The 19651-nt window shown below is 67.8% G+C and carries 16 protein-coding genes; 1 reads left to right on the forward strand and 15 read right to left on the reverse strand.

Features of this window, described 5'->3' with window-relative positions:
• Positions 1-16 precede the first annotated feature (16 nt).
• The 5 genes from FS787_RS09620 to FS787_RS09640 form a co-directional block, all read right to left on the reverse strand.
• Positions 17-1384, reverse strand: a complete 1368-nt coding sequence (locus FS787_RS09620; protein ID WP_144672214.1) for a rhodanese-like domain-containing protein — start codon at positions 1382-1384, stop codon at positions 17-19.
• A 147-nt stretch (positions 1385-1531) separates the two neighbouring features.
• The gene (gene nhaA / locus FS787_RS09625; protein WP_144672215.1) at positions 1532-2881 is read right to left on the reverse strand and encodes a Na+/H+ antiporter NhaA; all 1350 of its coding nucleotides are present in this window, start codon (positions 2879-2881) and stop codon (positions 1532-1534) included.
• Between the two features lie 78 nt (positions 2882-2959).
• Entirely contained in the window at positions 2960-3655 is a 696-nt protein-coding gene (locus FS787_RS09630) for a TrkA family potassium uptake protein (RefSeq protein WP_222124060.1), read from the reverse strand.
• Entirely contained in the window at positions 3648-5039 is a 1392-nt protein-coding gene (locus FS787_RS09635) for a TrkH family potassium uptake protein (protein ID WP_144672216.1), read from the reverse strand. The genes FS787_RS09630 and FS787_RS09635 overlap by 8 nt, the downstream gene beginning before the upstream one ends.
• Before the next feature lie 43 nt (positions 5040-5082).
• Positions 5083-5877, reverse strand: a complete 795-nt coding sequence (locus FS787_RS09640; protein WP_144672507.1) for an alpha/beta hydrolase — start codon at positions 5875-5877, stop codon at positions 5083-5085.
• Between the two features lie 224 nt (positions 5878-6101).
• Between FS787_RS09640 and FS787_RS09645 the strand changes: the two genes are divergently transcribed.
• On the forward strand, positions 6102-7208 hold the full coding sequence (locus FS787_RS09645) for a GTP pyrophosphokinase family protein (RefSeq protein WP_144672217.1): 1107 nt from the start codon (positions 6102-6104) through the stop codon (positions 7206-7208).
• Positions 7209-7236: 28 nt separating this feature from the next.
• Here FS787_RS09645 and FS787_RS09650 read toward each other — a convergent pair whose 3' ends face one another.
• The 10 genes from FS787_RS09650 to FS787_RS09695 form a co-directional block, all read right to left on the reverse strand.
• Positions 7237-9141, reverse strand: coding sequence for an IucA/IucC family siderophore biosynthesis protein (locus FS787_RS09650; protein ID WP_144672218.1), 1905 nt, complete (start codon positions 9139-9141; stop codon positions 7237-7239).
• A complete protein-coding gene (locus FS787_RS09655) occupies positions 9138-9701 on the reverse strand; it encodes a GNAT family N-acetyltransferase (RefSeq protein ID WP_144672219.1) in 564 nt (187 codons plus the stop codon). Before FS787_RS09655 ends, FS787_RS09650 begins: the two co-directional genes overlap by 4 nt.
• Complete coding sequence (locus FS787_RS09660; RefSeq protein ID WP_144672220.1) at positions 9698-11059, reverse strand: lysine N(6)-hydroxylase/L-ornithine N(5)-oxygenase family protein; 1362 nt, start codon at positions 11057-11059, stop codon at positions 9698-9700. The genes FS787_RS09655 and FS787_RS09660 overlap by 4 nt, the downstream gene beginning before the upstream one ends.
• On the reverse strand, positions 11056-12630 hold the full coding sequence (locus FS787_RS09665; protein WP_313959650.1) for an aspartate aminotransferase family protein: 1575 nt from the start codon (positions 12628-12630) through the stop codon (positions 11056-11058). The genes FS787_RS09660 and FS787_RS09665 overlap by 4 nt, the downstream gene beginning before the upstream one ends.
• A 151-nt stretch (positions 12631-12781) precedes the next feature.
• Positions 12782-13066, reverse strand: a complete 285-nt coding sequence (locus FS787_RS09670; protein ID WP_144672221.1) for a DUF1540 domain-containing protein — start codon at positions 13064-13066, stop codon at positions 12782-12784.
• Between the two features lie 165 nt (positions 13067-13231).
• Positions 13232-13672, reverse strand: coding sequence for a protein-tyrosine phosphatase family protein (locus FS787_RS09675; protein WP_144672222.1), 441 nt, complete (start codon positions 13670-13672; stop codon positions 13232-13234).
• Between the two features lie 42 nt (positions 13673-13714).
• Positions 13715-15229: a SulP family inorganic anion transporter gene (locus tag FS787_RS09680; RefSeq protein WP_260982489.1), complete on the reverse strand. Its 1515-nt coding sequence runs from the start codon at positions 15227-15229 to the stop codon at positions 13715-13717.
• A gap of 244 nt (positions 15230-15473) precedes the next feature.
• The gene (gene deoC, locus FS787_RS09685; RefSeq protein ID WP_144672223.1) at positions 15474-16148 is read right to left on the reverse strand and encodes a deoxyribose-phosphate aldolase; all 675 of its coding nucleotides are present in this window, start codon (positions 16146-16148) and stop codon (positions 15474-15476) included.
• A gap of 23 nt (positions 16149-16171) precedes the next feature.
• A complete protein-coding gene (locus FS787_RS09690; protein ID WP_144672224.1) occupies positions 16172-18163 on the reverse strand; it encodes a substrate-binding domain-containing protein in 1992 nt (663 codons plus the stop codon).
• The gene (locus FS787_RS09695) at positions 18160-19650 is read right to left on the reverse strand and encodes a sugar ABC transporter ATP-binding protein (protein WP_144672225.1); all 1491 of its coding nucleotides are present in this window, start codon (positions 19648-19650) and stop codon (positions 18160-18162) included. Before FS787_RS09695 ends, FS787_RS09690 begins: the two co-directional genes overlap by 4 nt.
• Between the last annotated feature and the right edge of the window lies 1 nt (position 19651).

The raw sequence follows: 19651 nt of genomic DNA on the forward strand, positions 1-19651 counted from the left end.
CGTGCGGCCCAGCGGTTCAGCCGGAGGCGGCCCCCGACGTCTCCAGGGGGATCCCGGCGGCCTCCGCGTCGTCGAACCTCGCATCGATGAGGACCACGTCCCTGCCGGCGCGCTGCAGCAGGCTCGCGGCGATGCCGGCCCGGTAGCCGGAGGTGCAGTGCACCCACAGCTTCCCGGCGGGGAGATCGGCCAGGCGCGGCAGCAGATCGTGCAGCGGGACGTTGACGGCCCCCGCCACCCTCGAGGCGGCGTACTCGTCGGCCCGCCGCACGTCGACGACGGCGTCTCCGCCGCCGGAACGGTGCACCGGAACAGCGTCCCAGCCCACGCAGGGGAAGGACGCGACGGCGGCGCGCGGCGCCAGGGCGTGCGGGTCCGTGCCGAGGGCGGCGTCGGGCGAGTCGATGCCGATGCGGGCGAGGTCCCGGATGGCATCTTCAACATCGGCGCGGGATCCGACGAGGGTCAGTTGCTCGCCCCACGGCATCACCCAGCCGAGGTAGGTGCTGAAGCTGTCCCCGTAGCCAAAGCTCACACTTCCCTTGAGGTGGCTGCTGGCGAAGGCCACCCGGCGGCGCAGGTCCACCACCCACTCGCCCGCCTCCAGCCGGCGCATGAGCTCCTCGGCGTCGAGGGCCTCCGGCACGGTCAGGTCGGCGGGGCCGGGGCCGGCGGTGTTGGTGACCCCCATGTGGGCGTAGTAGGAGGGGTAGGCCGTGAGGTTGGCGATGAGTTCCTGGACGAAGTGGTCCTCGTCGGGGTCCGTCAGGGCGTGGTTGCTGGTGAGCTGTTCGCCGATGGTGGACGATCCGGCGCCGCTGGCCGGGCCGGAGGAGCAGAAGGACCCGAAGCCGTGTGTCGGGAACAGGCCGGCGCCGGGAGTGGCCTCCCCGGCGAGGCGGCGCACCGAGGCGTACTGGTCATGGGTCAGGCCAAGCGTGTCCTCGGCGCCGACCAGGTCCGTGCGGCCCACCGAGCCGTAGAGGAGGCTTCCGCCGGAGAACACGGCCTGCTGCCCGCCGTCGTCCACGATGAAGGACAGGTGGGTGTGGGTGTGGCCCGGTGTCGCGACCGCCTTGACCGACAACGCGCCGACCCGGACGGTCTGCCCGTTCGCGATCGGCTGCCGCTCGAAGGTGACGGGATCCGCGGCGTTCACGAGGTAGGTGGCGCCGTGCGCCCTGGCCAGTTCGAGCCCGCCGGTGAGGTAGTCGTTGTGGATGTGAGTCTCGGCGACGTGAGTGATGCGCACCCCGGCGCCGAGCGCGGCCGCCTCGACGCGGTCCGTGTCCCGCTGCGGGTCAATGACCAGCGCCACGGAGCCGTCATGGACGAGGTAGCTGCGGTCCCCGAGCTGTGTGGTCTCGATGACGATGACGTCCATGATTCACTCCTGCGGCCGGGCGATCCGTGCGTGTCGCTTCCATAGTCAAACCCCTGAGGGTATGAGCGCAAGCCTCATCGGCGCGGATGCCGGCTCGGGAGTTCAGGCGGGGGCCGGCCGGCCCGACTGGCGGCTGGCCCGACTGGGCTACCGGGCCGGGCCGTCCTCCTGGTAGACGTCTGGGATGCCGTCCATGTCCGCGTCGACCTTCTCCGCCTCCTGGACCTCCCGGTACTGCCGGTTCCGGGTCCGCAGCACCAGCGTGGCCAGGAGGGCTGCCAGCACGGATGCCGCCAGGATGCCCACCTTGGCGTGGTCGTCGTGCAGGCTGCCGTGGCCAAAGCTCAGCTCGGCCACCAGGAGCGAGACGGTAAAGCCGATGCCGGCCAGCAGGGACACTCCAAAGACGTCGATCCACTTGAAACTGGTGTCCAGCCGGGCCTTGGTGACCTTGGTGAGCAGCCAGGTGGTACCCATGATGCCGATCGGCTTGCCGAGGACCAGCGCCATGATGATGCCGACGGCCACCGGGTCGGTCAGCGCCGACACCAGTCCGTCCCATCCGCCCACGGCCACACCCGCCGAGAAGAACGCGAAGATCGGGACGGCGACGCCGGCCGAGATCGGGCGGAACCGGTGCTCGAAGATCTCCGCCAGTCCCGGACCGGCCTCCGGGCCGCCGCTGGCCTGGGACCGCAGGACCGGAACCGCGAAGCCGAGCAGTACACCGGCGACGGTGGCGTGGATCCCCGAGGCATGGACGAGGGCCCAGGCAACCGCACCGATGGGCAGCAGGATCAGCCACGCGGCGGAGGCCTTCATCCCGAAGAAACGCCGGTACTTGTGCGCCAGGTAGGCGTAGAGGGCCAGCGGAATCAGGGCCAGCAGCAGCGGTGTCAGCTGGAGGTCACTGGTGTAGAAGACGGCAATGATGGTGATAGCGATCAGGTCGTCCACCACGGCCAGGGTCAGCAGGAAGATCCGCAGGGCGCTGGGCAGGTGGGAGCCGATGATGGCCAGCACGGCGACGGCGAAGGCGATGTCGGTCGCAGTGGGGATGGCCCAGCCGCGCAGGGTCTCCGGGCTGGCGAGGTTGACCACAATGTAAATCAGCGCCGGGATAATGACACCGCCGGCGGCCGCTGCGACCGGCACGATCGATTTGTTGATCTGCCGCAGGTCCCCGGCGATGAACTCGCGCTTGAGTTCCAGGCCCACCAGGAAGAAGAAGATGGCGAGCAGCCCGTCGGCGGCCCACGCGCCGAGGCTCAGTTCCAGATGCCAGGGCTCGTAGCCGAATTTGAAGTCCCGCAGGGCGAAGTAGCTCTCGGAGACCGGGGAGTTCGCCCAGATGAGCGCGATCACGGCTGCCGCGACGAGCAAGGCGCCGCCGACTGTTTCCTTGCGGAGGATCTCTCCGATCCGGAGGGATTCGGCGTAGCTGCCTCGGCCGAAGATCGTCATGCGCGGCCGGTTGGGAGGGGGCGTGGGGCTCATGCGGGGAGTCCTAAAAGTTGGGTCGACAGAACTATGCCGACCAGACTTCCCGGCGCACCTGTCATCCAGTCTAGTGGGTCAGGCCATGGTGCTGAACCGTTCGGCCTTGGCTTTGCGGCCCTGGACGATGATCTGGTCATCGTCGTACAGCACCGTCTGCGCCGTCGTGTGCCCCCACGTGCCGCCGGGCCGTTTGACGGCAACAATCGTGACGCCGAACTTGTCCCGGAGCCCCAGCACGCCCAGCGGCCGGTCCCGCGCGGCGGAGGGCGGGCTGGTGCGGATCATCACGAAATCGTCCTCGAATTCCACGTAGTCAAGGATCGAGCCGAGGACCAGGTGCGCGACGCGCTTGCCCATGTCGTGTTCCGGCCTGATGACGTGCTCAACACCGAGCTGGCCCAGGATCTCGGCGTGCGGTTCGCTGATGGCCTTCGCCCAGATCTGGGGACGCTGGAATTTCAGGATCCGGGAGGTGGTCAGGATGCTGGCCTCGATGTCCGAGCCGATGCCGACGACGGCACGGTCGAATTCGTGGACCGAGAGCTGGCGCAGCGCCTCTTCCTTGGTGGAGTCGGCCCTGACCACGTGGGTGAGGCGCCCGTTGTAGGACTGGACGATATCCTCGCTGGCGTCGATGCCGAGGACCTCGGTGCCCTGCGCCTCCAGCTCCAACGCGAGCGAGCCGCCGAAGCGGCCCAGGCCGATGACCACCACCGAGGACGCCTTGTCAGTGGCGGCGGCGGAGTGGGACGAGAAGATGTTCCTAGCCAATGAGGGGCCTTTCCTTGGGGTATTCATAGAGCAGGGGCCGTTCGCGCAGGGCCAGGGCGGCGCCCAGCGTGACCGGGCCCAGCCTTCCGACGAACATCAGCAGGATCAGCACGAGCTGCCCTGCCGGGGGCATTCCGGCCGTGATGCCGGTGGACAGCCCCACGGTGGCGAATGCCGACACGACCTCGAACAGGATCCGCTCCTGCCCGAAGTCGGTGATCAGCATCAGGAACATCGTGGACCCGGTCACCAGGGCGATCGCCAGCAGCACCACGGTAATGGCCTGCCGGTGCACGGCGCGGGACAGCCGCTTGCCGAAGATGTTCACGGCCGTACCGCCCTGCAGTTCGGTGCTGAGAATAAAGAACAGCACCGCGAAGGTCGTGATTTTCAGGCCGCCGGCTGTACCGGCCGGGCCGCCGCCGATGAACATGAGGATGTCCATGCCCAGCCACGACACCGGATTCATCTGGGCAATATCGATGCTGTTGAAGCCGGCGGTGCGGGTAATGACGGACTGGAAAAAGCCGGCCAGCACGCGCTCGGCGGGGTGGAGGCCGCCCAGCGTCGCCGGGTTGGCCCACTCGACGGCGGTGAGGAACACGGTGCCGCCCGCCAGGAGGACGGCCGAGCCGACGACCACGAGTTTGGTGTGCATGCTCCAGAGGATCGGACGCCGGTACTCCCGGCCCAGTTCGAACAGGACCGGGAAGCCGAGTCCGCCGATGATCACCGCGGCGGCGATCGGCAGGCAGATCCAGGGATCGCCGACGAACCCCATGAGGTTGTCCGAGTACAGGGCAAAGCCGGCGTTGTTGAAGGACGAGATTGAGTGGAACACCCCGTGCCAGACCGCCTCGCCCAGCCCGTAGCCGTACCCGGCACTGAAACGGACCGCGAGCATCAGCGCCAGCACTGTTTCCACGACCACGCTGATGAGCAGAACGCCGAGCAGCACACGGCGGACGTCGCCGAAGCCGCTGCTTTTCGTCTCGGCGGCGGCGGATATCCGGGATTTCAGGCCCAGCCGGCGGGCGGTCAGGACCCCCAGCAGCGTGCCGAAGGACATCACGCCGAAGCCGCCGATCTGGATGAGCACCAGGATGACCACCTGGCCGAAGCCGCTCCAGAAGACGGGCGTGTCCACGGTGATCAGGCCCGTGACGCAGACGGCGGACGTGGCCGTGAACAGCGCTTCCAGCAGGCTGGCTCCGCCCCCGCCGGCCTTGGCCACCGGGAGCAGCAGCAGTCCGGTCCCGACGGCGATGGCCGCGGCGAAGCCCAGCACGATCACCTGGGCGGGGTGGCGCGGCGCGAACGCGCGGAAAAACCGGGTGAAGCCCGCAGCCAGGGCGCGCAGGACCGCGGGAACTTCGACTTGCATAGGCGCCACGCTACCACCGGCCGCGCGGCCGTGGCTGACAGAGTCAGCCGAGCAGGACTTGCACCAGTTCGCGGCACTTCCGGTATGCGGCGGCCTTCGGGTCGATCAGGGCGAAGTGGTCGCCCGGGACCTTCAGCAGCTGGACCGGGGCGCCGGCGGTCTTGGCTGCCGCCGCGTAGGAGTCGGACTGGCTCACGGGAACGCTGTCGTCGTCCGTGCCGTGAACGGCATACACGGGGATCTTCAGCGGCACTGCGCTCATCGGGTCCGCATACTTATGCCGTTTCGGGTATTTTTCCGAAGAGCCGCCCAGCAGGTTGCTGACCGCGCCGTTGCTGAGGTTCAGCCGTTCGGCTTCAGCGAGGTTCAGCAGTCCGGACTGGCTGACGACGCCGGTCAGGTGCACCGCGCCGTCGTTGTCCTTGCGGATCAGCTGGCGGTCCGCGTCGGGGGCGCCCAGCCGGGCGAGCCTGGTCCGTCCCGCAGCCCAGACCGCGAGGTGCCCGCCGGCGGAGTGTCCCAGCGCCACCACCCGGTCCAGGTCAAGGGCGTGTTCAGCGGCGATGTCGCCGAGTTTGTCGATGCCGGCGAGCACGTCGGAGAAGGTGTGCGGCCAGCCGCCGCCGTTGCCAGCGCGGCGGTACTCCAGGTTCCAGGCGGCCATGCCGTGCGCCGCGAGGTCCTTGGCCAAGGGTTCGCCGAGTTCCGCGCCGTACTGGGAGCGCCAGTATCCGCCGTGGATGACCACCACCACACCCTTGGTGGCGGCTGACTCCGGCAGGAAGAGTTCCCCCCACTGGCTGGAGTCATCGCCGTAGCTGTACCTATGCCGCTTCACACTGTCCTCCTTGGGGCCCGGTGAACAGGCGGCGGAGCCTGCCCCCAGAATCACCGTCGCTGCGGCCGCGATAAATGCCCGACGCCGCACATCAGCCATGTGCCGAGCCTACCCTGAGGGCCGCGCGGCACGGCGCAGGGCGGCTCGGGCCCGGGTTGGCTGGCCGCGGGCTCACGCGCGGGTGTCGGCCGGCCGCCGTCGTACCCCGGCCGTAAGCTGGACGCATGGCGAGTAACTGGGACCGGCTGGACGTGGGCTTGCGCGAATCCGTGCAGGAAAACGTGAAACTCTACGAGCGCGTGCGTCCTGCGCTGAAGCTGGTCACCCGCGAGGTCCTGCTGGAGCTACGGAGCATGCTCAAAGGCACGGAGGTGACGCCGCTATTCGTTACCGGCCGGACCAAGACGGTCGAATCGTTCCGCGAGAAGATCTCCCGGACGGAGGAGCCGTTGGAGCCGGGCGGTCCCCCGGTGCTGAAGTTCCCGGATCCGTTCCGGACCCTGAATGACATGGTGGGCGTCCGCGTGATCACCAAGCTGCCGGCGGAAAACGCGGTGGTGGCCAACCTGATCAAGCGCCAGCGCCAGCTCTTCGACTGCCGCGGTGACCGCGAGAAGGACATCGGCTCCATCGAGTCCGGGACCTACGGCTACTCCAGCCGGCACCTGATCCTGCGGACCATCCAGAACGAGGCCGTCAAGGAGTACCAGCAGGCCTTCAACCCGGAGGTGCCGCCGAACGGCAGCTACTTCTTCGAATGCCAGATCCGCACCGTGTTCGCGCACGCCTGGAGCGAGATCGAGCACGACATCCGCTTCAAGGCCGAGGATCCGCGGGCCTGGACCCCACACTTTGACCGCCAGTTCACCGCCACCGCGGCCATGCTGGAAACCGTGGAGGGAGCCTTCGCCGACCTGCACGAACGCTACGAAGAGGTCCGCAGCTACTGGGACATGGAGGGCGAGGGAGCAGCGCAGCTCACCCCGAACCGGATCCGCGACGTCTGGCGCACGCTCCTGCCGCACGTGGACCGGAAGGTCGACGACGACTGGGGCTGGGCCGCCGAGCTGATGGCCGCGCACGGCCTCAACCAGACCATGCAGCTGGCTGCGCTGCTCAGCGCCAACCGGATCACCGAGGTCCGCAGGGCCCTGGACCACCGCTACTCCCCCGGCCCGGACCGTCTCCTCGATGACCTGCTGCTCTGGCAGTACGGCACCAAGCACATCGACCTCACCGCCGAACCGGCCGACGCCGTCCCGCACCCGCGGCGGGACAGCCTCCTGCGGCGTCTCAAGCAGATCGAACGCTACCGACTGACGCAGGGGTAGGCCGCCGGCCTGCGTCAGCCTGCCCTGCTCAGGCGAACCGCGCCAGGGGGTTCCGCAGCCGGCCGGCCATCTGCAGTCCGCCGGAGGGGTCGGCCAGGTCCAGCATCTGCTGGTTGTTGCGCAGCTGCAGCCGGTTGAGGCAGGACAACGGGAAATCCGTGGCGAACAGCTCATGCCGGGCAAACTGCTCCGCGAGCTCGGGATGCTCGGCCTGGTACTCCCGGAGGACGGCCGCGGCGGTCCGCCAGAATTCATCACCGCTGAGCTTCCCGTCTTCCTCCAGCAACGCGCTGAGGAACCGGAAGATGCAGTCGAAGACGTCGGTGAAAATGGCCAGGACTTTCTCCTCGTCGGGGATCTCGGCCTTGATCCTGGCGACATCGTCGGGCAGCTCCAGCCGGTCACCCATCACCACGATCTCCTCAGCGATGTCCTTCATGACGGCGCTGACCGGGACGCCGTCCTCCAGAATCAGGATGACGTTTTCGCCGTGCGGCATAAACGCCAGCTCGTAGGCGTAGAGGCAGTGGACCAGCGGGACGAGATACGCCTCGAAGTACCGGCGCAGCCACTCCGCGGGCGCCAGTCCGGACCGCTCGATCAGCGCGGACACCATCGGCTTGCCCGCGGCGTCGACGTGGAGCAGGGACGCCATGGTGGCCAGTTGCTGCCCGTCCTCCAGGAGCGGCACGGGGCTTTCCCGCCACAGCGCGGACAGCATCTTCCGGTACGGTGAGCCCTTCGCCGACCCGGCCTCGTAGTAGCCGTTGTGATAACCGATGGCAGCCACTTCGCGGATGAGCGCCAGCCGGCGTTTCTGCAGTGCGGGGTCGCCGTGGATCAGGTCGCGGAGCCAGTCGTTGATGGCCGGGGTGGCTTTCATGTACTGCGGCGACAGCCCCCGCATAAAGCCCATGTTCAGCACGGACATGGCCGTCTTGACGTAGCACTTCTCCGGCGACACCGTGTTGAAGAACGTCCGGATGGACTGCTGGGCCTGGTAGCTGTCCGCGCCGATCCCCAGATGGACAATGCGCTGCTGCGCTATTTCGGCCGCGAACGTCACGGTCAGCTTGTTGTCCCACTGCCACGGGTGCACCGGCATCAGGAAATAGTCCGCCGGGTCCAGGCCCCGGACTCCCAGCTCGGCGTCGAAGGACGCGACGGCGGACGCCCCCAGCTCGGCGTCGAGGTGGTTCCGGTAGCTGAGGCCCGCGGCGGATGTGAAGACGGCCTGGTTCCGGTGCACCGCAATCCACTCGACCTGCACGGGGGCGCCGGCCTCCGGCGCGAAGGAGCGGTAGTCCACGATGCCAAAGCCCAGCCGACCGTTGTTGGCCACAAAGCAGGGATGCCCTTCGGTCATGCTCCGTTCGATGGCTTGGAAGTCAATGGCGGCGTCCGCCCCGCCGGTCACGCCGGCCGCCAGTTCGGCGGAGGAGGGCTGGCCCGTCCACTGCTTGTAGGCGTGGCTGGAGAGCGTGCTGCTGATTTCCTCGAGGTAGACCGGGAGCATCTCCTCACGGATCCCCAGGGTGTCCCGGAACTCGGTTATGAAGCGCAGGGCATCGAGCTCCGCTGCCTCCCCCGGGGGACATGCCCATTCTTCGGCCTCTGGCGCGGACATATCGGGATATGCCCCGGCCTCGAGGCGGCGGATGGACATGTCCGCGATGGACCAGTGGTCAAGCTCCAGCTTCCGGGCCGAAAACCGGTACTCGACGGAGCCGTCGTCGCTGGTGACGCGGTAGCGGTCCAGCTCTGCGTTGAGGGGATCTGGTCCCAGACGTTCCGGCGTGAGGATCCGTTCGTGCGAGAACTCGGCGAGGGCCTTGCGGAGCACGTGCCGGTTGGCGGCGGCCCAGCGTTCGGGGGTCAGGTGGACGGTGGCGTTGCCGGCCGTGAGGACGGATTCAAGTGCGGCGGCGGTCATAGCGGGGCTCCCTGGCGGATCGGGGATGAATGGAGGTCGGCGCGGGCAGTGTGGAAGGCCTCCCGGGTACAGAAGCTGAGCAGGGCAGTCTTGTCCGGCAGGACCACCTCCCCGGCAGGCTGGAAGCCCAGCCGCGCGTTGAGGACGTGGATTTTGTGGTTCCGGACGTCAGGCTCCACCACCACGCGCTCCACACCCGGGTCGGCGAACAGCCGGTCCAGCACCGCCTCCATCACCCGGGTGGTGAAGCCGGTGCGGACCTGCCCTTCCGGCGGGCCGACCAGCAAGTGCATCCCGATATCGCCGGGCTGCGTGGCGTACACACCGGCCAGCGGCGACAGCGGCGGGAGGTACTCCTCCATCAGGAAGGCGGGGACGCCGCCGTCGAGCCCCAGCAGCGCATGGTGGTGGCCGGTGGACTGGATCTTCGCGTACTCCTCCGCGAGGTCCTGCACGGTGGCGGACTGCATCCCCCAGAAGGACGCGTAAGGCCGGGCTACCCAGCTGTGGAGGAGGGGCGCGTCGGCGTCGGGATCGAAGCAGCGGAAGGTGAAACTCATGCGTTCGCACCTGCCGGCTCACGGTCGCCAGCACGGCGGTCGCCGCCCGGGAACCCGGCGGGCTCCCGGGTTCCGAACTGCTGGAACGCGATGCTTTGTTCCACCGGGTAGACCTCGCGGCCGGTGATCTCGCGCAGGATGCAGGAGTTGCGGTAGGCGGCCATGCCCAGGTCCGGCGTAACGAAGCCGTGGGTGTGCAGTTCGGCGTTCTGGACGAAGATCTCGCCGGGTTCGACGCCGGTGCTGTAGTTGCGCTCGACGGCGAACCTGCCGCGGCTGTCCCGGGCGATGCGGTCCTGCACACCGGCGAGGAACTCCGGCTCGCGGTAGCCGTACCCGGTGGCGAGCACCACGGCGTCGGTGTCCAGCGAGTAGCCGGCGCCCTGCTCCTCGTGCCGCAGCTGCAGGGTGTGGGAGCCCGTTGCCGGGTCCCAGGAGGCGCCGGTGAGAGCCGAGTGCGTCAGCAGCCGGGTGTCCACGATGCCCTGGAGGCTCTTGGCATACAGGAGGTCGTAAATGGCGTCGATGAGCTCGGAATTGATGCCCTTGTAGAGGTTTTTCTGGCTCTTGACCAGGCGGTCGCGCTGTTCCTGCGGGAGCGCGTGGAAGTAGTCCACGTATTCGGGCGATGTCATTTCGAGGGTCAGTTTGGTGTACTCGAGAGGGAAGAACCGGCCGGAGCGGGTAACCCAGTTCAGCCGGTAGCCGTGGACGTCGATCTCCTGCAGCAGCTCATAGTAGATTTCGGCGGCGCTCTGGCCGCTGCCGACGATCGTGATGCTCCGCTGCTGCTGCAGTTCGCTCTTCCGCGGCAGGTACTCGGCGTTGTGGAGGACCAGTCCGCCGGCGTCCATAATGCCGTCGCAGGCCGCCGGCACGTAGGGCGAGGTGCCGGTGCCCAGCACCAGCCGCCGGGCGTGCAGCACCTCCGGCCCGTCCGGGCCTTCCAGCGCAAACCGGTACACGCCGTCGTCGAAACTGATCTCCCGGACGTCCGTACCAAACCGGACGGAATCCAGCTGGCCGGCCACCCACTGGCAGTACTGGTTGTACTCGGCGCGCAGCGGATAGAAGTTCTCCCGGATGTAGAACCGGTAGAGCCGTCCGGTCTGCTTGAGGAAGTTCAGGAACGAGTACGGCGACGTCGGGTCCGCCAGGGTGACCAGGTCGGCCATAAACGGAACCTGCAGGTGCGCCGGCTCCAGCATCATGCCCGGGTGCCAGTCGAAGGAGTTCCGGCGTTCCAGGAAGACGCCGTCCAGCCCGTCGACGGGCTCGCTCAGCGCCGCGAGGCCCAGGTTGAACGGCCCGACGCCGATCGCGGCGAAGTCGTGGACGCGCTGGTTTCCCGCGTTCATGCGGACACCTCCGCGTCCTCGAGCAACGATGCCCCGGTGGTCCGGAGCAGGTCGATGATGCTGCGGATGTCCTCCACGCGGGCCTCGGCGTTCAGCAGGGTGAACTTCAAGTAGTGCCGGCCGGCCACGGTGGTCCCGGCCACCACGGCCTCGCCGGAGGCGAAGACGGCGGAGCGGATGTCCTGGTTGAGGCGGTCCGCCGTGTCTTCGGCCAGGCGGCTGCCGTCCGGTTGCAGGGGGCGGTACCGGAACACGAGCGTGCTGAGTTGCGGCGCTGCGGCGAGCTCAAAGTCCGGATCCGAGGCCAGGATCCCGCCCACGCGCGACGCCAGGTCGATGGCCTCGTCGAAAAGCGCCCCCAGCGCGTCGGCGCCCATGATCCGCAGCGTCAGCCAGAGCTTCAGGGCGTCGAAACGGCGCGTGGTCTGGATGCTCTTGTCCACCTGGTTGGGGCGGTCGACGGCGGCGGCCGGGTTCAGGTAGTCGGCGTGATAGGTCACGTGCCGGAGCGTGGCCGCGTCACGGACCAGCAGCGCGCTGGAGCTGACCGGCTGAAAGAAGGTCTTGTGGAAGTCGACGGTGACCGAATCCGCCCGGTGGATCCCGTCCAGCAGGTGCCGGTGCCGCCCGGACACCATGAGCCCGCCGCCGTAAGCAGCGTCGACGTGCAGCCAGACACCATGCGCGCGCGCCGCCGCGGCCAGCTCGTCGAGGGGATCGACCGCCCCGAAGTCGGTGGTGCCGGCCGTGGCCACCACCGCCATGGGCACGAGGCCCTCGTTCCGGGCGCGCGCCAGTTCCCCGGCCAGCGCCACGGGATCCATCCGGTGGTCCGGTCCGCAGGGAACAGACACGACGGCGTCGTACCCCAGTCCCAGCATGGACGCCGACTTCCGGATGCTGAAGTGGCTGTCCGCCGAGGTGAAGATCCGCAGCTTCTCCAGGAGGGACGGCAGCCGGAGCCCGTCATTTTCCGGGTCCAGCTTCAGCCATTCCACGGCCTGGTTCCGGGCCAGCAGGAGGGCCTGGAAATTGGACTGGCTCCCGCCCGAGGTGAACACCCCGTCGGCGGAGTCGCCCAGCCCGAGCTGCCCGGCAGCCCACGAGATGAGCCTGCGCTCGATCATGGTGGCGCCCGCGCTCTGGTCCCAGGTGTCCAAGGAGGAATTCACCGCGGACAGGACGGCCTCGGCCACGAGGGCGGGGATCACGACGGGGCAGTTCAGGTGCGCCGCGTACTTGGCGTCGTGGAAGTAGACGGCATCCCGGAGGTAGACGCCCTCCAGTTCGTCAAGGGCAGCTGCGGTATCCGGCAGCGGGGTGCCGAGGTCCACGGCGTCGACGCGGTTCTTCAGCTCGGCGGGCGTGGCCCCGGTGAAAGGCCGGGTGCACTGGGAGACTTTGTCGGCCACTGCCACGACACCCTTGAGCACCTGGGCCGTGTAGCCGTCAACATTGCGGGCGTTGAAGAGGTGGGCGGTGGCACTGTGCAGCAGCTGGGCTGGCGAACCGGGTGCGGCCTGGGTGCCGGGAGGCAGGGGGTGAAAATCCGCGGGGATGACGGGCGCCACAGAAGAATCCTTTGTTTGACGTAAGTAGCATCGACTAAGCTAACCCTTACTTAGGTTAGCCTTAACGTCAAACTTGTGTGACTTAATTCCTGTCGAAAAAGATTACCGGAGAGAAAGGGGTCAATGCCGCCTGCGGATCAGGACGGACGTTTTACCTGTGGGCGTAGGTAAGGCAGTCGGCGTTGTCGACGCCCGGACCCACATGCACCTCGGTGGCCTTGCACATCAGGTGGTCGTTGTGAGTGCATTCGGAGCGCTGGCAGGCGCCAACGTCGGCCAGCACCTTGGGCAGCCCGCCGTGCACGCCGATATCGATGAACGTGGCGCAGGAGGCATGGTCCTCGGCCCCGCCGACGGTGATGGCGGCGGCGTTGCAGTTGGAGTGGTCGTTGAAGGAGCAATTGGTCACACTGCAGTCGGCTACGTGCGTCGTCATGGGATATTCCTCCGTGATCCGGCCACCCGGGCTGGGCGGCTCCGTGTGTCCACGGTAGGCCCCTCCCCGGCATGCAAAAAGACCCAATTGTGTTACCTAATTCCGGAACCGGACGGCGCCTGCAAGGCCCGGAGCAAGGGGCGTGCCCTGAAGTGGGAGGGCGCGTCAGGCGTCCGGCTTCTGGAACCGGGCGACGTACTTCCGCTGCCACGGGGTCTCGCTGGCGCCCCGGCGATAGTGGGCGCGCACGAAAGCCACAGCCTCCGCGGGCGGAACGCCGTCGAGGACGGCCAGGCACGCCAGCGCGGTGCCGGTCCGTCCGCGGCCGCCCCAGCAGGCGACTTCAACCCGTTCGGACTCGGCTCGGCGCCAGGCTTCCAGAAGGGCGTCCAGGGTGTCGGCGTCGTCGGCCGGCAGGCCGAAATCCCGCCAGCGGACCCAGCGGGATTCCCAGGTCACCGGCGCCGGACGGCTTCCCAGCAGGTACAGGCCAAACTCGGGCCGCGGGCCGGCCGGAAGCGGCCTGATCAGCCCGCGGCCCCGGATTAGCCGGCCGGACGGGAGTTCAAGGACTCCCACCTGGCCCGGATCCCAGGTCTCGGCCATGCTCCCGAGCGTAGTCCTTCCGCCCGCAACACGCACCGCGGCTTACTCGCCGGCGCCGAGCTTTCCGGCCAGGCGTTCGCGCATGAGGAGGCTGGCGTCGTTGAGGCCCACGACGTCCACAGCCTTGCCGTGGCGGCGGTATTTCTCGGTGATGGCGTCCAGCGCGGCGATAGTGGAGGCGTCCCAGAGGTGGCTGGTGTGCATGTCGATGACCACGCGCTCGGGATCCAGGGCGTATTCGAACTGGGTGTAGAGGTCGTTGGAGGAGGCGAAGAAGAGTTCGCCGTCCACCTTGTAGGTGGCCACCGGAACCCCGTCAACCTCTGTCACGGTGCGGTCCACGGTGACGAAGTGCGCCACGCGGCGGGCGAACATCACCATTGCCACCAGCACGCCGACGCCGACGCCGATGGCCAGGTTGTGCGTGGCCACCGTGACCACCACGGTGGAGACCATCACCAGGGTTTCGCTCTTGGGCAGTGCCTTCAGGGTTGATGGCCGGATGCTGTGCCAGTCGAACGTGGCCACGGAAACAAAGATCATCACGGCCACCAGGGCGCCCATCGGGATGAGGGACACGATGTCGCCGAGGGCCACCACCAGGATGAGCAGGAAGACGCCGGCCAGGAAGGTTGAGATCCGGGTGCGTGCGCCGGAGGCCTTGACGTTGATCATGGTCTGGCCGATCATCGCGCAGCCGCCCATGCCGCCGAAGAAGCCGGTGACGATGTTCGCGACGCCCTGGCCCCAGGCCTCGCGGGTCTTGGGGGAACGGGTGTCCGTGATGTCGTCCACGAGCTTGGCGGTCATGAGCGATTCCAGCAGCCCCACGAACGCCATGGCCAGGGCGAACGGGAAGATGATCTGCAGTGTTTCGAGCGTGAACGGCACGTTGGGCACGAACAGCGAGGGCAGCGAGTCCGGCAGCGCGCCCTTGTCCCCCACCGTGGGGACCGCGACGGCGGCCAGGACCGTGACAAGGGTCAGGGCGACGATGGCGACGAGCGGCGCGGGCACAGCCTTAGTCAGCTTCGGCAGGCCGAAGACGATCAGCAGGCCGGCCGCGGTGAGCGGATAGACCAGCCAGGGGACGCCGAGCAGTTCGGGGACCTGGGACATAAAAATCAGGATGGCCAGGGCGTTGACGAAGCCCACCATCACAGAGCGGGGAATGAAGCGCATCAGCTTTGCCACCCCGGAGAGCCCCAGGACGATCTGGAAGACGCCGGCCAGGATCACGGCGGCGACGAGGTAGTCCAGGCCGTGGGATTTCACCAGCGGGGCAATCACCAGGGCTACGGCGCCGGTGGCCGCCGAAATCATCGCAGGACGGCCGCCGACGAAGGCGATCGTCACGGCCATCGTGAAGGAGGCGAACAGCCCGATGCGGGGGTCGACGCCGGCAATGATCGAGAAGGCGATGGCCTCCGGGATGAGCGCCAGCGCGACGACCAGCCCGCCAAGGACCTCGGTCTTGAGCCGGCGCGGGGACCTCAGGGTGCCGCGGACCGATTGCAGCTGCTCCGGGGCCAGGGCCGGGGCGGTTATGGTGGCCATCGCTGGCTCCGTTCAGACTCGGGAAGGCGCACCGCGGCTTCGGTGTTGAGCAGGAGCCAGGGCGACGTCGGCAAGGGATGAGGCGCCACACCGCGCCGGAAGGGAATACCGTGGCAGGGGTACCGGCCGGAAGTGGCAGCGGGTCCATCCTGCACCCTCGATTCTACCCGTCAGGGCGTAAAGGGCGCGCTGACGGGAAGCCCGCCGCCGAAAGCAGGGGGCTGGCCGCCCCCTGCGCTTCGGCTTAGTACCCGGTGCTGCGTCCGCCGCTGAGGACGTCCGCGGTGCCGGACAGCCCCAGCCGGGTGGCGCCTGCCGCGATCATCGCCTGCGCTGCAGCCCAATCCCGGATGCCGCCGGATGCCTTGACGCCAAGGCGTGGACCCACCGTGCGTGCCATCAGTTCGACTGCGTGGACGGTGGCTCCGCCGTCCGCGTGGAAGCCCGTCGAGGTCTTGACGAAGTCGGCTCCGCTGCTTTCAGCGGCGGCACAGCACCGCACGATCTGCTCATCCGTCAGCGCCGCGGTCTCCAGGATGACCTTGAGCACGGTCGGCGACGACACGGCCTCGCGGACGGCGCTGATGTCCCGTTCGACGGCGTCGTAATCACCGGCCCGGACCGCTCCGACGTCGATGACCATATCGATCTCGTCGGCACCGTTATGCACTGCGTCGCGGGCTTCGGCAGCCTTGACGCTGCTGTGGTGTTTGCCCGACGGGAAGCCGCAGACCGCCGTAATCCGGGTTCCCGTGCCAATGCCGGCCAGCGGCAGCATCGACGGGGAGACGCAGACCGACCAGGCTCCCAGACGGGCGGCTTCGGCGGCCGCCTGCTCGGCCTCGGCCCTGGTGCCCGTGGATAGCAGGAAGGTGTGGTCCACGATCCCGGCCAGGCCGGCCGCATTCAGTTCAGTCATGGTTCTCCTTGGAGGTAGAGGGGCTACTTGCAGGTGGCCGTGTCGCCGATGCCCCGCAGGTAGGAGCAAAACTCGTCGACGCCGCTGCCGGTGACGAGCTTGCCCTGGAGCACCCGGGACTCTTCGACTTTGTCGCCGCTGGCAACGGCGTGGCCGATCTTGGCGACTTCCTGGCCGAGCGCGAACGGGGACTCGGCGTTCGTGGCGTACATCTCTCCGCTCTTCACGGCGGCCAGGGCGTCACCGATTCCGTCGTTTCCGACGATCTTGATTGTGGCGAGCAGCCCCCGTGACTTGACGGCGGCCACAGCGCCGAGCGCCATTTCATCGTTGGCGCCGTAGATCCCGGTGATGCCCGGGTTGGCCTGGAGGATGTTGGTGGTGACATCGAGGGCCTTGCCGCGGTCGAAATCTGCGGACTGCACGGCGACAACCTGCACGCCCGGGCATTCCTTCATTCCGGCCTTGAACCCTTCGGACCGGTCCCGTGCAACGCTGGTGCCGAGGAGGCCCTGCAGCTCGGCCACTTTGCCCGTGCCGCCGACCGCTTCGCAGAGGGCTTTGGCGCCGTTCTTGCCCGCCTGGACGGCGTCATAGCCGATGAAGGCGGCCAGTTTGCCCTGATCGGGCACCCGGTCGAAGGCGACGACGGGGACGTTTGCCTGGTTGGCCTTAACGGTGATCGATCCGCCGGCTTCGCTCGAGGTCGGGTCAAGCAGCAGCACTCCGGGCTTCTTCACGAGCGCGGTGGTGGCCTGGTTCAGCGCGGCCGTGTCGTTGTTGTTGGCGTTCTGGACATCCAGGTTCACGCCCAGTTTCGCGGCCTGGTCCTTGGCGCCGTCGCCGACGGAGACGAAGAACGGGTTGTTCAGCGTCGAGATGACCAAAGTGGCCGATTTCTGCTGAGCGCCCGCGCTTCCGTCGTCCGTGGAGCGTACGGCCGTGGTGACGCCTGCGCCGACCACCAGGAGGCCCACCACGGAGATCATGGCGACCTTCGGAAGGAGGGGAGCCGGCGCGCCGGGACCGGTTGCGGGCGCCGTCGTGGGGGTTGCCTCGGCGGGCCTCCCTGACCGGAAGACGCGCATCAGGACCCCGGAGTTCCGGTCCACAAACACGGCCAGCAGGATCACGGCGCCCTTGACGACGCTCTGCAGGAACGGGGAGACGTTGAGCAGGTTGAGCCCGTTGTCGATCATGGCCAGCAGGACCGCGCCGACCAGGGTGCCCAGAAGCGCTCCGCGGCCGCCGGCAAGGCTGGTCCCGCCGATGATCACGGCAGCAATGGCAGCGAGCTCAAGGCCGGTACCGGCGGTGGGCTGGGCCGTGCCGAGACGTGCGGTGAGGATGAACCCGGCGGTCGCGGCGAGGACGCCCGAAATCATGAAGGCCAGGATCTTGACCCGGTCGGTGCTGATGCCGGCGAGCCGCGCGGCGTCGGCGTTGTCGCCCGTGGCGTAGAGCTCACGGCCGTACCGTGTTCGGGCCAGGATGTAGCCGAACAGTACACCTAGGACCAGCATGATCCAGATCGGCGTGGGAATGCCCAGCAGGTTGCCCTGGCCCAGCGCCAGGAACGCCTCGTTGGTCACCTTCACGGGGTTGCCCTGGGAGAACTGCAGCGTCAGTCCGGCGAAGATGGACATTGTTGCCAGCGTGGCGATGAACGAAGGCATTTTGGCTTTGGTGACCAGCACACCGTTGACCAGGCCCGCCAGCGCGCCGACCGCGAGGCCTGCGGCGAGCCCGGCTACCACACCGTATTGGCTGATCACGCTGGCGGTGGTGATTGCGCTGAAGCCGAGGACCGCTCCGACGGACAGGTCGATCTCGGCGAGGATGATCACGTATGTCTGCCCCGCGGCGATCAGGGCGACGACGGCGGCAGTGAGCAGGACGTTGAGCATGTTGGACGGCTGCAGGAACAGCGGTGTGGCGAAGACAAGCGCTATAGCCACGAAGGCCAGCATCCACACCGCGCGCAGCTGGTCACTGAAGAGGGATATTTTTTTCATCGGGATACGGTCTCCATTGCGTGTTCCAGGACGGACTGCTGGGTCAGGGCGCCGGAGGTCAGCTCAGCGTTGATGCTGCCTCCGCGCATGACCAGCACCCGGTCCGACATTTCGACTAGTTCGGGCAGGTCAGACGAGACAAGGACGACGGCCACGCCCTGGGCGGCGACGTCGTTGATGATGGAATAGATCTCCGCCTTCGCACCCACATCTACGCCGCGCGTGGGTTCCTCCATCAGCAGGATCGCGGGGTTGCTCAACAGACAGCGGGCCAGGAGGACCTTCTGCTGGTTGCCGCCGGAGAGGGTCCCGACGGCGTCGTCAATGCTGTTGCATTTGACGCTGAGCCGGGTGGAAATCTCCTGGCACCGGTCCCGCTCGCGTTTCAGGGCCACAATCCCGTTCCGGGTGATGGCGCCAAGGGTGGCCAGGGATTCGTTGTGCGAGATGGGCTGCGCCAGCGTGAGGCCCTCCGCCTGGCGGTCCGGGGTCAAGTAGGCCACGCCGGCGCCGATGGCATGCCGGGGCGACTTCAGGGTCAGCGGTTTGCCGTCGACACTGACGGAACCGGCAGCATCGTCCAGTCCGAAAAGTGCGCGCAGGACCTCGCCTTTGCCGCTGCCCATCACGCCGCCGATCCCGAGGACTTCCCCGGCCCGGACCTGGAAGGAAACTCCGTTAACGCCGGCCGATTCCAGGTTCTGGACGTCCAGCCGGACACGGTCCGTGGCGTGGTGTTCCTTGGGGTAGAAGTTCTCCACCTCGCCGCCCACCATGGCGGACACGACGGCGGCTTCGGTCAGTTCGGCGGCGGTTCCGGTCTTCGATACGCGGCCATCGCGCATCACGACGATGCGGTCGGACAGTGCGAAGACTTCGGGGAGCCGGTGGCTGATGTAGATCACGGCCACGCCGGCAGCCTGGATCTTGCGCACCTGGGCGAACAGGAGCTCCGATTCGCGGTCGTCAAGGGCGGCCGTCGGCTCATCGAGGATGAGCAGCTTGACCGAGTGGTTGAGGCAGCGGGCCAGCTGCACGAGCTGCTGCTGGCCGAAGCTGAGTTTTCCCACAGGAAGCCGGGTGTCGACGTCGATCCCCACCTGGCTCAGGAGCTCGGCGGCGCGGGCATGCATCTTGTCCTTGTTGACGAAGAGCCTGCCGAACTCGCCGGTGCCGTCGTGGGCGAAGATGTTCGAGGCGACGTCCAGTTGCGGGAACAGGTTGTTCTTCAGCTCTTGGTAGATGACCTGGATGCCGGCGCCCATGGCGTCCTGCGGGCCGCTGAACTTCCGCGCCTCGCCGTCGATGGAGATCTCACCGGAATCGGGCTGGTAGGCCCCGGCGATGATGCGGGTCAGGGTGGATTTTCCGGCCCCGTTTTCGCCCACGAGGGACACAATTTCGCCGGGTTCGATGCTGAGGTCGACACCGCGGAGCACCCGGTTGGGGCCGAAGGACTTGGTGATGCCGCTGAGGGTGACTGTCATG

The sequence above is a fragment of the Arthrobacter sp. U41 genome (assembly GCF_007679325.1).
Taxonomy (GTDB): Bacteria; Actinomycetota; Actinomycetes; order Actinomycetales; family Micrococcaceae; genus Arthrobacter.

Excerpts from the sequence above, each read along its gene's own strand:
- deoC (WP_144672223.1), bottom strand. The coding sequence starts at position 16,148 with ATGACTGAACTGAATGCGGCCGGCCTGGCCGGGATCGTGGACCACACC.
- FS787_RS09670 (WP_144672221.1), bottom strand. The coding sequence starts at position 13,066 with ATGACGACGCACGTAGCCGACTGCAGTGTGACCAATTGCTCCTTCAAC.
- FS787_RS09650 (WP_144672218.1), bottom strand. The coding sequence starts at position 9,141 with ATGACCGCCGCCGCACTTGAATCCGTCCTCACGGCCGGCAACGCCACC.
- FS787_RS09660 (WP_144672220.1), bottom strand. The coding sequence starts at position 11,059 with ATGAACGCGGGAAACCAGCGCGTCCACGACTTCGCCGCGATCGGCGTC.
- FS787_RS09620 (WP_144672214.1), bottom strand. The coding sequence starts at position 1,384 with ATGGACGTCATCGTCATCGAGACCACACAGCTCGGGGACCGCAGCTAC.
- FS787_RS09690 (WP_144672224.1), bottom strand. The coding sequence starts at position 18,163 with ATGAAAAAAATATCCCTCTTCAGTGACCAGCTGCGCGCGGTGTGGATG.
- FS787_RS09655 (WP_144672219.1), bottom strand. The coding sequence starts at position 9,701 with ATGAGTTTCACCTTCCGCTGCTTCGATCCCGACGCCGACGCGCCCCTC.
- FS787_RS09695 (WP_144672225.1), bottom strand. The coding sequence starts at position 19,650 with ATGACAGTCACCCTCAGCGGCATCACCAAGTCCTTCGGCCCCAACCGG.
- FS787_RS09635 (WP_144672216.1), bottom strand. The coding sequence starts at position 5,039 with ATGCAAGTCGAAGTTCCCGCGGTCCTGCGCGCCCTGGCTGCGGGCTTC.
- FS787_RS09645 (WP_144672217.1), top strand. The coding sequence starts at position 6,102 with ATGGCGAGTAACTGGGACCGGCTGGACGTGGGCTTGCGCGAATCCGTG.
- nhaA (WP_144672215.1), bottom strand. The coding sequence starts at position 2,881 with ATGAGCCCCACGCCCCCTCCCAACCGGCCGCGCATGACGATCTTCGGC.
- FS787_RS09675 (WP_144672222.1), bottom strand. The coding sequence starts at position 13,672 with ATGGCCGAGACCTGGGATCCGGGCCAGGTGGGAGTCCTTGAACTCCCG.
- FS787_RS09680 (WP_260982489.1), bottom strand. The coding sequence starts at position 15,229 with ATGGCCACCATAACCGCCCCGGCCCTGGCCCCGGAGCAGCTGCAATCG.